This window comes from Natronoarchaeum mannanilyticum (assembly GCF_039522665.1).
Taxonomy (GTDB): Archaea; Halobacteriota; Halobacteria; order Halobacteriales; family Natronoarchaeaceae; genus Natronoarchaeum; species Natronoarchaeum mannanilyticum.
Genome location: NZ_BAAADV010000004.1, coordinates 197,864 through 209,453 on the forward strand (window position 1 = coordinate 197,864; position 11,590 = coordinate 209,453).

The following is an 11,590-nucleotide window of genomic DNA, read 5'->3' on the forward strand; positions in this document are numbered from 1 at the left end:
GATTTTACTCCTTGAGTGCGCCCGCGGTCAGTCCGCTGACGATCTTTTCCTGCGCGATGACGACCAGAATCACCACCGGCAGCACGCCGACGATGCTCGCGGCCGCCATGAGGTTGTAGAACTGGGTGTACTGCCCCTGGAACCCGAGGATCCCCCAGACGATCGGCGCCCAGTTCTGGGCCTGCCCGTCGTTCATCAGGAACGAGAAGAAGAACTCGTTGTAGACGGCGATGAACGTCAGGATGCCCGCCGTCGCGACGCCGGGCGCCGACAGGGGCATGATCACCCGGAATAGCGCGCCGATCCGCGTCGTTCCCTCGACGCGCGCCGCGTCCTCCAGTCCGTCCGGTATCTGCCCGTAGAACGTCGTCAGTATGAAGATCGCCAGCGGCAAGAACAGCGAGCTGAAGGGCAGGATCATCGCTCCGGGCGTGTTGAACAGCACCGGGCTCTGGATCGCGATCGGCCCGAGCCCGATCGAGACGTTCCCCGTAAAGAGGTCGAACAGCGGCAGCAGGAACGCCGCCGGCGGGAAATAGGAGATCGCGAGGATCAACAGCATCAGCGGCTGGCGGCCGGGGAACTCCAGGCGCCCGAACACGTACCCCGCGATGCTGGCAAGCAGCAGGACGATCGCGGTCGTCACCAGCGCGAGGAAGATGCTGTTGAACATGTACCTGCCGAAGGGCAGCAGCTCGAAGATCCGGACAAACGCCTCGACGTTGAACCCCCGCGGCAGCAGGCCCATGTCGACGATCTGGTCGTTCGGCGTCAGCGCCAGCACCAGCAGCCAGTAGAACGGGAACATCATCGTCACGAGGAAAAACAGCGTGACGACGTAGAACAGGCCCCGGTAGACCCGCTGGGGGTTCCGGATCGACTCCTGGACCCAGCGCTCGTAGAGCCCGGCGTCCTCGTCCTGCTCGCCGGGCGAGCCGCCCGGTCCCGCGCCGCCGGTCGTCTCGGGTTCACCGGCCATCTAGATCACCTCCGCCTGGCCGCGGGCGAACTGGACGATGTAGATCATCACCGCGCCGGCGATGATCGCGGCCGTCAGGAACGCGATGGCCGCCGAGGTCCCGTACCGCCCGGAGCTGAACGTCTGGACGACCATGCAGGACAGCGACGGCACCGTCCCGCAGTCCGAGACCGTCTCGATCAGTCCGAACACGCGCATCGCGTTGATCGACCGGAACAGCATCGCGACCAGCACCGCCGGCAGCACCAGCGGCAGCGTGATCATCTTGAACTGCTGCCAGCGGCTCGCTCCGGCGACCTTGCCGACGTTGTAGAGGCTCCTGTCGATGCTCTGGAGCCCGGCGAGGATCAGCAGCGTCATGAACGCCGTGGTCTTCCAGACGTCGGCGATGATGATGATCAGCAGCGAGTCGAAGCTGTTGGTCAGCGGCGTGTTGCCGATGATCCCCCAGGCGCTCAGCGGGTCCGTCGCGAAGCCGATCCCGGGCGCGAACATCAGGTAGAAGATCATCCCCTGAATCACGATCGGGACCGCCCAGGGCAGGATCAGCGCCACGCGGAACCAGCGCCGCCCCCGGAAGTCCCGGTCGAGCACGAGCGCGGCGCCGAACCCGAGGATCGTCTCGAAGAACACGCTGACGACCGCGAAGATCAGCGTCACGGGCAGCGCGCTCCGGAACGGGGTCTCCAGGTCGATGAAGGGCCGTGGGAGCAGCGCTTCGCGCTGCCCGGTGATCAGCTCGACGTAGTTCTCGAGGCCGACGAACTCGCCGACGGTCGCACCGGTGAGGCTGTCGGCGAACAGCGACAGCCGGAACGTGCTCAGAAGCGGCCAGATGGCGATGACGCCCAGCAACAGGAACACCGGTATCAGCATCAGGTACGCGAACTGCGTCTCGCTGAGGCGCTCGGTCCAGCTCGCCGGCCGCGAGAGGATGCTGCTCGTCGCACTGCTCATCGGGCCAACACCCCAGCCACCGCACTTTCGCCCGGCCGCCACCTCGACGCCTCGCGTCGGCGTCCCGCGGCCCGGCGTCGGCGTCGTTCAGTTCGGTTTCGGCGTCCCTCGGCGCGGTACGTCGCGGGCGCGGTCGGTTGCTCCGGCGTTGGGTGCATGTGTGGATCGTCAGGCGCTCTGTTCGATCTGTTCGAGCGTGCTTTCGAGGTCGGACATCGCCTGCTGCGGGCTCTTGTCTCCCGTGTACGCGGAGTGGACCGCCTGGGAGATCTGGGTCGACTCGTCGGGCCAGACGACGGTGACCGGGCGCGCCACGGCGTTCTCGCCGGCGACCTGCAGCTGGTCCATGTAGCGACCCATGATCGGGATGTCGCGAGCGCGCTGGGTTTCAAGCAGCTCCGGCTTCGGCGGGATCTGGCCGAGGATCTCGAACAGCGCGAGGTTGAACTCGTCGGTCGTCGCGGCCTCGATTGCGGCGACGGCCGAGGCCATGCGCTCGGTGTTGGGGTTGATCGCGACGTGCCAGCCGCCCAGCGCGGCGACCGGACCGCCGACGCCCGCGTACTCGGCTTCCTCCTCGGTGACGGAGTAGGGAATCGGCATGACGCCGAGGTTCTGGCCCATCGCGTCCTCGGCGCCGTGGATGCGGATCGAGTGGGGCCAGTTGCGGTGCATCACCGCGTTCCCGTTCGAGAACACCCGCATCGAGGACTGCTCGGTCCAGTTCAGCACGGCCGTCGGCGAGATGTTGCCCGTCATCGAGTCGAGCGTCTCCGGGGCGTCGTTCCCGTGGATGAACGACCGGATCATCCGGATCGAGTCGTGGACGGGCGGCTCGTTGACGGTGATCGGGCGCTCGCCGACCGGCCCGAACAGGTTGTCGACGCCGCCGAAGTACGCCCCGCCCCAGCCGCTCATGAACTCGTTGAAGTTGCAGCACGACAGCCCCTCGTACACGTCGGCCTGGAACGTGTAGCCGTAGTTCACGTTGGACTGCTGCATGACGTCGGCGGTGACCTCGGAGAACCGCTGCCAGGTCATCGACTCCGTCGCCCAGTTGTTCCCCTCGGGGTCGTAGCCGGCCTGCTCGACGAGGTCCTTCCGGTACTGGATCGTCGGCAGCCCCATCCACAGCGGGATCGCGTGGAGCGTCTCGTTCTGGGGATGCATCGCCGTCTGAGCGGTCATCGAGAAGTAGTTCTCCTTCACCCGGTTGACCGTCTCGTCGTCGAGTACGCGCTCGAGATTGAGGATCCGATTGCGCACGATGAAGGGAATCGTCCACCCGTTGTCCATCCGGAGCAGGTCCGGGCGAGTTCGCCCGGCGGCCAGCCACTGTTCGTACTGGTTCTGCCGGTCCGACGTGACGTTGCCGCCCGAGAGGAAGTTGATGTCGATGTTCTCGGGCATCCCGGCCTGGTGGAGCGCCTGTACGATCTCGTCCGAGGCGCCGGCCTCCTCCTCGCTCGCGGCCCACTCCAGTGTGATGTCCTCGTCGGGGACTTCCCCGACGTCGATCTCCCCTTCCTGGGTGCCGTCGCCCCCGTCGTTCGCCGTGATGCAGCCGCCCAGGCCCGCGACGATCCCCGCCGCGCCGGCCGCCTCGACGAACCGCCGCCGCGACACCGACGTCGGGCCGCGATCGGTGCCGATCGTTCGGGCGTACTGTCGACGCCGTTCGTCGCCTCCCCGTCGACTTCTGTCGTCCCCCCGTTGTGGCATGACGATTTAGAATTACGTCATTATCGTTCATATACTATTGTATTCTACTGAAAATAAATATAAGATCTTAAAATGTTAAACTGCGCCGGCAGATCACCGGCGGCGATCAGTGGAGAAAGCCACACTTTCGCGCGGCCGGTTGAACGACGGGCCGAGAGCGTCGCGGCTCGGGCGGTTCCTGCCGGTCGGGAATCGAGCTGCGGACGATATTTCGCCGATTCTGCCCCGTCTTCGTGGCTCGGCGTGTGCGACGATGTCATCCCCGCAACTCGAACTGTCGTGTTGATAGCTACGTCCCCAGAGGGGTAACGGGCGGTTTCGTATAACGAGGGTGTCAGAGAGGATCACCCCCAATAAACTCGATATGACGCTGGACTTCGATTGATCGCGGAAACTGGGGAACGCGACGGGGGCCGGACCAGCCGGGCAGCGGTCGATTTCGGCAGCAACGCTTAACCGGCCCCGCGACACCCTTGAAACCGGATGCAACTCGCCGATCGAACGTGGCCGGAACTCGGGTCGTACTTCGAGACGGAGTCGCTGGCGATCGTCCCGCTCGGATCGACCGAGCAGCACGGACCGCACCTCCCGGAGGGCACCGACCACATCATCGCCGAAGGGTTCGCCCGCGAGGCGGCCGAGCGGACGGGCTACCTCTGTACGCCGCCGGTGCGGATCGGCGTCTCCGAGCACCACCGCCAGTTCCACGGGACGATGTGGGTCGACCCCGAGACGTTTCGGGACTACGTCGAGAGCTTCTCGCGAAACCTCGCGTACCACGGAATCGACCGGATCGTCTACGTCAACGCCCACGGCGGCAACGTCCAGCACCTCCGCGAGGTCGGGCGACGGCTCCGATCCGACGAAACGGCCTACGCGATCGAGTGGATGTGGAACGAGAGCGTCCCCGGGCTCGTCGACGAGCTGTTCGAGCACAACGGTCCCCACGGCGGTCCGAAGGAGACGGCGATGATCCAGCACCTCGCGCCCGACCTCGTCCGCGAGGAGAAACTGGAGGCGGCGGCGGAGGGCGGACTCCGGACGGTCTCGGACGACGAGCTACGGCGTCACGGCGCCCGAACCTTCTACGACGCGATCGACAACACCGACAACGGCGTCCTCGGGGATCAGCGCGACGCCACGGCGGAGAAGGGTGAGCAGCTGTTCGAGGCTGCGACCGAGGAACTCGTCGCGTTGCTGGAGTGGCTCGACGACCAGCGCTTCGAGGACCTGACCGCGAAGCCCCACGTCTGAGCGACGCCGATTCGTGCCCCGTCAGCCCCGAATCAGGCGATCTCGCGGCTGTGATCGACCGCGACCTCGTCGGTCAGCCGCAGCCGGATCACGTCGGTCGGCGCGGCGCCGTTGCGGAACTTCGGGACGCGCAGCCGCGTCCGCACCGTCTCCTGCTGGACTTCCGTAGAGAGATCGAGGACGACGTCGGCCATGTACTCGGTGACGTCCCGGAGCGGCGGCGACTCGCGTCCGTCCAGACAGTGCAACACGGCGACGCCGCCGGTCGACTCCATCTCGTCGCGCAGCTCCGCGAGAAAGCGGCGATAGCGGCGTCGATCCGACCGCTCCAGCGCGTCGACCGGGTCGACGATCACGAGCGCGCCGTCGGCGATCGATCGGAGGAGCCGCGTCGCCCGATCGATCTGGTCGTCGCCCCGCGTCTCCCGGACGTGCCACTCGGCGGCGGGTCCGTCAGCGTCGCTGGCCCGGTCGGCGGCGTCGCTCGCCTGCTCGTCGAGCACGGATCGAACGTCGTCGGCCGTGCGCTCGGCCGACAGGTACAGCGTCCGGCGCCGGCCGACCAGCTCGTACAGCAGCAGTTCCGACTGGCTCGCGGGCGGCGCCGTCAGCGCCACGACGCTGCCGGCGGGGATGCCGCCGCCGAGCTGGCGGTCCAGCAGGTCGATCCCGGTCCTGAACTGGCGGCTCATCGGCGTCCGCGCGGCGTCCGATCGGTTCGTCCGAGCGGGCGATGCTGGTCGTCGGCGTGAGCTGTGTCGGTCACTGTGTGCCGAACGATCGCGCACCTCCCAGTTAGTTACGAGTTCGTTTATCGATGGTATACGGTTACTACGGTCGATGAACCGGAAGAGTCACCGGCCGAACAGCGGCGTCGACCCCCAGTTCAGTCCGTCAGCCCGTACCCGCGCTTGAACAGCTGCACGTCGACGAACAGCACGGCGACCGTCAGCGCCGACAGCACGACCAGCGAGACGCGCGGGTCGACGTCGGAGTAGCCCAGGAAGCCGTAGCGCACGCCGTCGACCATATACACCATCGGGTTCAGCAGCGAGAGGTCGCGCCAGACGCCGGGCAGCGTCTCCAGCGAGTAGAACACCGCGCCGAAAAAGACCAGCGGGCGCAGGATGAACTGGTTCATCACCGTCAGGTGATCGAAGTCCTCGGCGAGCAGGCCGCCGATCACGCCGAACCCCGAGAACAGCGTCGGGACGATCAGCCCGAACGCCGCGAGGTACAGCGGCTGGGCGATCGTGACGGTCGACACCTGCCCGTTGACGACGGTGAACGCGACCCCGATCGCGGCGATCAGCACGCCGACGAGAACGCCGCGCAGCGCGCTCGCGACGACGTACGCCGCGACCATCTGGCTGTACGACAGCGGCGAGGTCAGCGTCTCGTGGATGTACTCGTTCCACCTGCCGTGGAAGATCGAGAACGAGGCGTTCTCGAACGCGTTCGAGATCATCCCCAGCACGACCAGCCCCGGCAGGAGGAAGACGATGTAGTCGAACCCCTGGATCTGGTCGATCCGGCCGCCGAGAATGACGCCGAACACCGAGAAGTACAGCACGTTCGTGATCAGCGGCGGCGCGAACGTGTTGGTGTACCGGCGCAGGTACCGCTGGATCTCCCGCTTCAGCAGCGCTCGCGCGCCGACCGGTAATCCGAAACTCATCAGCGATCACTCCGTTCTCTGTTGGTCATCTCCACGAAGATCTCCTCCAGGCTCGTGCGCGAAATCTCCAGGTCGGCGATCTCGTACCCCTCGGCTTCGAGCGCGTTCAGGACGTCCGGCGCGGTACTCCCGCCGTTCCGCGCTTTGACCGCCAGCCGACCGTCCTGGACGGTCGCCGACTCGACGCCGTCGATCGCCGTCAGCCGGTCGCCGGCCGGGACGGACGCCGCCGACGCGTCGGCGTCCGCGACCGGTTCGCCTTCGGCGTCGGCGACTGACTCGCTTCCGGCACCTGTCGCCGCGGCGGCGACGCGCTCGGGTTCGGCCGCCTGCGCATCCCCGCCCTCGCGCACGCGAACGTAGATCGTGTCGGTCCCCCGTCCCATCAGCTCTTCCGGCGTCGAGACGTCGAGCTTCGTCCCCTCGTTGAGGATCGCGACGCGGTCGCAGAGCCGTTCGGCCTCTTCGATGTAGTGAGTCGTCAGCAGAATCGTCGTCCCCTCGTCGTTGAGCTCCTGAATCACCTCCCAGATGTCGTGGCGGAGCTGGACGTCGACGCCCGCGGTCGGTTCGTCGAGGATCAGCAGGTCGGGATCGGTCACCAGCGCGCGAGCGAGCAGAAATCGTCGCTTCATCCCGCCGGAAAGCCAGTCGAAGCGCTCGTCGCGCTTGTGGTGAATTCCGACTCGCTTCAGGGCCTCCTCGGCGCGTCTGGTGGCTTCTTCCGGCTGAATTCCGTGGTAGCCCGCCTTGTGCTCGAGAACTTCCACGATGGGGAAGAATCGGTCGACGTTGAACTCCTGGGGCGCCAGCCCGATGGCGTCCCGCGCCTCCTGGTAGTCGTCGACGACGTCGTGACCGAACACCCGGGCCTCGCCGCCGGACTTGCGCGCCAGGCCGACGAGGATGTTGATGAACGTCGTCTTGCCCGCGCCGTTCGGGCCGAGCAGGCCGAAGAACTCGCCCTCCTCGACGCGCAGCGACAGCTCGTCTAGCGCCCTGAGCTCGCCGTACTCCTTGACGAGCCCCTCCGTCTCGATAGCTGGCGGCATCTACCGAAAACTGGGTTCCCACTCGGTTAAGCCGCACGCAATCGGTCAGTTGCACGCGTTCCAGCCCCGAATGTACCGCCGCTCGACGCCGAAATTACCGCCGCTCCTTGTGACTCACCGAGATGCCCTCGCCGATGGGCATCACAGCTGTCTCGAACTCCGGCGCGGCGCGCACGGCGTCGAGGTACGCAGCGATGCCGCGGGTGTGCTCGTTGACGTCGTCAGGGTCGCCGCCCTCCTGCAGTTCGAGCAGCTTCTCGAACTGGATCGGCCCTGCAGTCATCGCGTTGTCGGCGACGATCACGCCGCCGGGTGCGACCTTCTCGCGCACGGCGTCGAACGCGTCGGGGTACTGGTCCTTCCGGAGGTCGACGAGCACGACGTCGAACGGCCCGTCGTGGCGCTCGATCGCTTCTAGCGCGTCGCCCGCCTCGTAGGTCGCCAGGTCGGAAAAGCCGCCGCGGTCCATGTACACGCGGGCCATGTCGAGCTCGTCCGGATCGTGCTCGGTCAGCACCACCTCGCCGTCGGCGGGCAGCTCGCGCGCAAACCAGTACGCCGAGTAGCCGTACCCCGATCCGAACTCGAACACGCGCCGGGCGTCGACCGTTCGGGCCAGCAGCGCGAGCCAGCCGCCGACCTCCGGGCCGACGTGGGGGAAGCCGTTCTCCTCGGCGTACTCGTCCATCTCTTCGAGGATCTCGTCGGGTTGCGGTCCTGCGACGCGGACGAACCGCGCGCTCTCGTCGGGCAAAACGTCGCTCATGGCTGTAGTGTCGCGTCGGACCGTCCAAAGTGTGACGGTGGCGCGACGCGGCGCCCCACCGGCGTCCCCTGATACTCTCAGGGTCGGATCACGGCCCGCCCCTCGATCTCGCGATGTTCGAGCTTCTCGGCGACCTCGTTGATCTCGCCGAGGTCGTACTCGGTCGTGCGCAGGTCCATGATCCCCTGCTCGACGAGGGCGACCAGTTCCTCCAGTTCGGAGTACTGACCGACGAGCGTCCCGCGGTAGGACATCTCGGCGTCGACCAGATCCTGCGCGGGCTGGTGGATGTCGCCGCCGTAGCCGATGATGTGGTGGTCGCCGCCCGGCGCGACGATTTCCGGCCCCAGCGCGGTCGTGCTGTCGGCGCCCACGAAGTCCAGCACCTGCCTCGCGCCGTCGCCCTCGGTGATCGACTCGACGGCTTCGGCGACGTCCTCGTCGCCCGAGTTGACGGTGTAGTCCGCGCCGCACTCTTCGGCGAGGTCGAGCGCCTCGTCTTTGAGATCGACCGCGACGATCTCCGCGGCGCTCATCGCGTCGAGCGCCTGGACGCCGATGTGGCCCAGCCCGCCGATGCCGATCGCGACCGCGTAGCTGCCCGGATACAGCTCGTCGACGGCCTTCTTCGCGGCGTGGTACGCCGTGATGCCCGCGTCGGCGTGGGGCGCGATCTCGACGGGATCGACCGTGTCGAGGGGAATCACCGAGCGCTCGGAGGTCAGCAGGTACTCGGCGAAACCGCCGTCGGTGTTGAGCCCCGGGAACTCCAGGTTCTCGCAGTACATGTCCTCGCCGACCCGGCAGGCGCGACACTTCCCGCAGGTCATCACCGGGTGGCAGATCACCTGATCGCCCTCCGCGACGGTCGTCACTTCGTCGCCCGTCTCGACGACCGTCCCGGCGTTCTCGTGGCCAAGCGTCATCGGCAGCTCCTGTTCGACGTACGGCGTCCACATCCCCTCGATGATGTGGTTGTCCGTCTGGCACCAGCCCGCCCCTTCGACCTCGACGACGACGTGGTCGGACCGCGTCGGCTCGGGTCGGTCGATCTCGTCGATCGACAGCGCCTCTCCCATCTTCTCTGTGTACTCGTGGAGTCTCGCGGCTTCCATAGTCCACGCTAGACGTTAGCAGCCACGGCCAAAAACCTAGCCGCTACGACCGTTTCGGAGATTATTCCGCGATCAGTTCGGCGAATCATCGAATCGGATCAACAGCACTATCTTCTCGCCGCGGCGTTGGTCCGACGATACGAACATATGACGGGTACCGAGGAGGCACCGCCCGGGGGCGAGGAGCCCGGCGGCATCGAACGCGAAAAGGCGGCGTCGGATCGATCGGCGTCCGACGACCTCGAGTACGGCATCGACGACAAACCACCGGTCGCGGAGTCGGCCGTTCTGGGCGTCCAGCACTATCTGACGATGATCGGCGCGAACATCGCCGTCCCGCTGCTGCTGGCACAAACGATGGGGATGCCGGGAGACGTGACCGCCCGATTCATCGGCACGTTCTTCGTCGTCTCGGGAATCGCGACGCTCGCCCAGACGACGTTCGGGAACCGCTACCCGATCGTTCAGGGCGCGCCGTTCTCCATGCTGACGCCGGCGCTGGCGGTCGTCACGGTCGTCACGACGACCGGCGTCGGCGCCGGCGACTGGGGGGCGGCGCTGTTGCAGTTGCAGGGTGCGATCATCGTGGCCTCGCTCGTCGAGGTGGCGATCGGCTACTTCGGGCTGATCGGCAAACTGCGGCGCTATCTCTCGCCGGTCGTGATCGCGCCGACGATCGCGCTGATCGGGCTGTCGCTGTTCGGGGCGGGACAGATTACGGCGGCCGGACAGAACTGGTGGCTGCTCGGGTTGACCCTCGGGCTGATCGTGCTGTTCTCGCAGTATCTCGACGTTCGTCACCGGGCGTTCCGTCTCTATCCGGTGGTTCTCGGTCTCGCGATCGCCTGGCTCCTCGCCGCCGGGCTGTCTGTCGGCGGCATCATCGAGAGCGGCCAGCCGGGCTACGTCGCGCTGAGCGACATCACCGACACCTCGCCCGTCCTGCCGATCTACCCGTTCCAGTGGGGAACGCCGCAGTTCACCGGCGCCTTCATCGCCGGGATGACCGCGGGCGTGCTGGCGTCGGTCGTCGAGAGCATCGGCGACTACTACGCCGTCGCGAACATCACCGGCTCGGGCGCGCCCAGCGAGAAGCGGATCAACCAGGGTATCGGCATGGAGGGGCTGATGAACCTGTTCTCCGGCATCATGGGCACAGGCGGCTCGACGTCGTACTCCGAGAACATCGGCGCCATCGGGCTCACGGGCGTGGCCTCGCGCTACGTCGTCCAGATCGGCGCCGCGGTGATGATCGTCGTCGGCTTCGTCGGCTACTTCGGGCAGGCCATCGCGACGATCCCCGACCCGATCGTCGGCGGCCTGTTCGTCGCGATGTTCGCACAGATCGTCGCGGTCGGCGTCTCGAATCTCAGGCACGTCGATCTCGACTCCTCGCGCAACACGTTCATCGTCGGCTTCGCGCTGTTCGCTGGCCTGGCGATCCCGGCGTACATGGGCAACGTTGGAGGCATAGCGGCGTTTCGGGCGGGCGTCTCCGGCGTCCCCGTCGTCGGCTCGATCCTCAGCGAGCGGCTGATCGCCGACACGATCTACGTGATCGGTTCCACGGGGATGGCCGTCGGCGGGCTGTCGGCGCTGGTGCTCGACAACACGATCCCCGGCAGCCGCGAGGAGCGCGGCCTCGCCGCGTGGGACCGGCTCACCGAGGACGACGACGAGTTCGAGTCGTTCTGGGATCGCTGGGCCGGCGCGGACGACTAAACGGTTCCGCGAAAAGGAACCTCAGGGTTTGTGCGTGAACAGCACGGGCTTGCCGTCGTGGACCGTCGTGCACAGATCCAGCGGCATCGTCTGGTTCAGACTGGTGTACTCGTCCTTGCAGACGACCATGTCGTCGAACGGTTCCTCGCAGGCCGGACAGGCGAGCGCGACGGTGTTTTGATACAGCTTGATCGAGTCGTTCTCCTCGCGCAGCGTCGTCGAGGAGACGAACTTGTCGAACTGCTCCATACCCGCCTATTCGCGCCGCGAATGTTAAAACTATATCCCGAGCGGGCGAGCGACCGCGGCTCGTTCGGCCCGCGACGGGCTCGACGAATCGAGTAC

At 66.7% G+C, this 11,590-nt stretch carries 12 protein-coding genes; 2 read left to right on the top strand and 10 right to left on the bottom strand.

The window, feature by feature from the left end:
- Nucleotides 1–4 precede the first annotated feature (4 nt).
- The 4 genes from ABDZ81_RS11790 to ABDZ81_RS11805 form a co-directional block, all read right to left on the bottom strand.
- Entirely contained in the window at nucleotides 5–979 is a 975-nt protein-coding gene (locus tag ABDZ81_RS11790) for a carbohydrate ABC transporter permease (RefSeq protein WP_343774178.1), read from the bottom strand.
- A complete protein-coding gene (locus ABDZ81_RS11795; RefSeq protein WP_343774179.1) occupies nucleotides 980–1,936 on the bottom strand; it encodes a carbohydrate ABC transporter permease in 957 nt (318 codons plus the stop codon).
- Between the two features lie 168 nt (nucleotides 1,937–2,104).
- Complete coding sequence (locus ABDZ81_RS11800) at nucleotides 2,105–3,658, bottom strand: extracellular solute-binding protein (RefSeq protein WP_343774180.1); 1,554 nt, start codon at nucleotides 3,656–3,658, stop codon at nucleotides 2,105–2,107.
- 44 nt (nucleotides 3,659–3,702) lie between these two features.
- A complete protein-coding gene (locus tag ABDZ81_RS11805; protein ID WP_343774181.1) occupies nucleotides 3,703–3,918 on the bottom strand; it encodes a hypothetical protein in 216 nt (71 codons plus the stop codon).
- 223 nt (nucleotides 3,919–4,141) lie between these two features.
- Between ABDZ81_RS11805 and ABDZ81_RS11810 the strand changes: the two genes are divergently transcribed.
- Nucleotides 4,142–4,912: a creatininase family protein gene (locus ABDZ81_RS11810; RefSeq protein ID WP_343774182.1), complete on the top strand. Its 771-nt coding sequence runs from the start codon at nucleotides 4,142–4,144 to the stop codon at nucleotides 4,910–4,912.
- A gap of 32 nt (nucleotides 4,913–4,944) precedes the next feature.
- Here ABDZ81_RS11810 and ABDZ81_RS11815 read toward each other — a convergent pair whose 3' ends face one another.
- The 5 genes from ABDZ81_RS11815 to ABDZ81_RS11835 all read right to left on the bottom strand — a co-directional run bounded on the left by ABDZ81_RS11815 (nucleotide 4,945) and on the right by ABDZ81_RS11835 (nucleotide 9,523).
- Nucleotides 4,945–5,604 (bottom strand): RAD55 family ATPase, encoded by a 660-nt coding sequence (locus ABDZ81_RS11815; protein ID WP_343774183.1) that lies wholly within the window; start codon nucleotides 5,602–5,604, stop codon nucleotides 4,945–4,947.
- Nucleotides 5,605–5,798: 194 nt separating this feature from the next.
- A complete protein-coding gene (locus ABDZ81_RS11820) occupies nucleotides 5,799–6,590 on the bottom strand; it encodes an ABC transporter permease (RefSeq protein ID WP_343774184.1) in 792 nt (263 codons plus the stop codon).
- Entirely contained in the window at nucleotides 6,590–7,642 is a 1,053-nt protein-coding gene (locus ABDZ81_RS11825) for an ABC transporter ATP-binding protein (protein ID WP_343774185.1), read from the bottom strand. The genes ABDZ81_RS11820 and ABDZ81_RS11825 overlap by 1 nt, the downstream gene beginning before the upstream one ends.
- A gap of 94 nt (nucleotides 7,643–7,736) precedes the next feature.
- Nucleotides 7,737–8,408, bottom strand: a complete 672-nt coding sequence (locus tag ABDZ81_RS11830) for an O-methyltransferase (protein ID WP_343774186.1) — start codon at nucleotides 8,406–8,408, stop codon at nucleotides 7,737–7,739.
- A gap of 77 nt (nucleotides 8,409–8,485) precedes the next feature.
- Complete coding sequence (locus tag ABDZ81_RS11835) at nucleotides 8,486–9,523, bottom strand: NAD(P)-dependent alcohol dehydrogenase (protein WP_343774187.1); 1,038 nt, start codon at nucleotides 9,521–9,523, stop codon at nucleotides 8,486–8,488.
- A gap of 147 nt (nucleotides 9,524–9,670) precedes the next feature.
- Here ABDZ81_RS11835 and ABDZ81_RS11840 point away from each other — a divergent pair, with 147 nt between their 5' ends.
- Nucleotides 9,671–11,245 (top strand): uracil-xanthine permease family protein, encoded by a 1,575-nt coding sequence (locus ABDZ81_RS11840; RefSeq protein WP_343774188.1) that lies wholly within the window; start codon nucleotides 9,671–9,673, stop codon nucleotides 11,243–11,245.
- A gap of 21 nt (nucleotides 11,246–11,266) precedes the next feature.
- Here ABDZ81_RS11840 and ABDZ81_RS11845 read toward each other — a convergent pair whose 3' ends face one another.
- Nucleotides 11,267–11,494 (bottom strand): DUF7385 family protein, encoded by a 228-nt coding sequence (locus tag ABDZ81_RS11845; RefSeq protein ID WP_343774189.1) that lies wholly within the window; start codon nucleotides 11,492–11,494, stop codon nucleotides 11,267–11,269.
- Between the last annotated feature and the right edge of the window lie 96 nt (nucleotides 11,495–11,590).

What these genes read in the sequence shown, in the direction of transcription:
- ABDZ81_RS11790 (WP_343774178.1), bottom strand. Translation starts at nt 979, where the DNA reads ATGGCCGGTGAACCCGAGACGACCGGCGGCGCGGGACCGGGCGGCTCG.
- ABDZ81_RS11795 (WP_343774179.1), bottom strand. Translation starts at nt 1,936, where the DNA reads ATGAGCAGTGCGACGAGCAGCATCCTCTCGCGGCCGGCGAGCTGGACC.
- ABDZ81_RS11800 (WP_343774180.1), bottom strand. Translation starts at nt 3,658, where the DNA reads ATGCCACAACGGGGGGACGACAGAAGTCGACGGGGAGGCGACGAACGG.
- ABDZ81_RS11805 (WP_343774181.1), bottom strand. Translation starts at nt 3,918, where the DNA reads ATGACATCGTCGCACACGCCGAGCCACGAAGACGGGGCAGAATCGGCG.
- ABDZ81_RS11810 (WP_343774182.1), top strand. Translation starts at nt 4,142, where the DNA reads ATGCAACTCGCCGATCGAACGTGGCCGGAACTCGGGTCGTACTTCGAG.
- ABDZ81_RS11815 (WP_343774183.1), bottom strand. Translation starts at nt 5,604, where the DNA reads ATGAGCCGCCAGTTCAGGACCGGGATCGACCTGCTGGACCGCCAGCTC.
- ABDZ81_RS11820 (WP_343774184.1), bottom strand. Translation starts at nt 6,590, where the DNA reads ATGAGTTTCGGATTACCGGTCGGCGCGCGAGCGCTGCTGAAGCGGGAG.
- ABDZ81_RS11825 (WP_343774185.1), bottom strand. Translation starts at nt 7,642, where the DNA reads ATGCCGCCAGCTATCGAGACGGAGGGGCTCGTCAAGGAGTACGGCGAG.
- ABDZ81_RS11830 (WP_343774186.1), bottom strand. Translation starts at nt 8,408, where the DNA reads ATGAGCGACGTTTTGCCCGACGAGAGCGCGCGGTTCGTCCGCGTCGCA.
- ABDZ81_RS11835 (WP_343774187.1), bottom strand. Translation starts at nt 9,523, where the DNA reads ATGGAAGCCGCGAGACTCCACGAGTACACAGAGAAGATGGGAGAGGCG.
- ABDZ81_RS11840 (WP_343774188.1), top strand. Translation starts at nt 9,671, where the DNA reads ATGACGGGTACCGAGGAGGCACCGCCCGGGGGCGAGGAGCCCGGCGGC.
- ABDZ81_RS11845 (WP_343774189.1), bottom strand. Translation starts at nt 11,494, where the DNA reads ATGGAGCAGTTCGACAAGTTCGTCTCCTCGACGACGCTGCGCGAGGAG.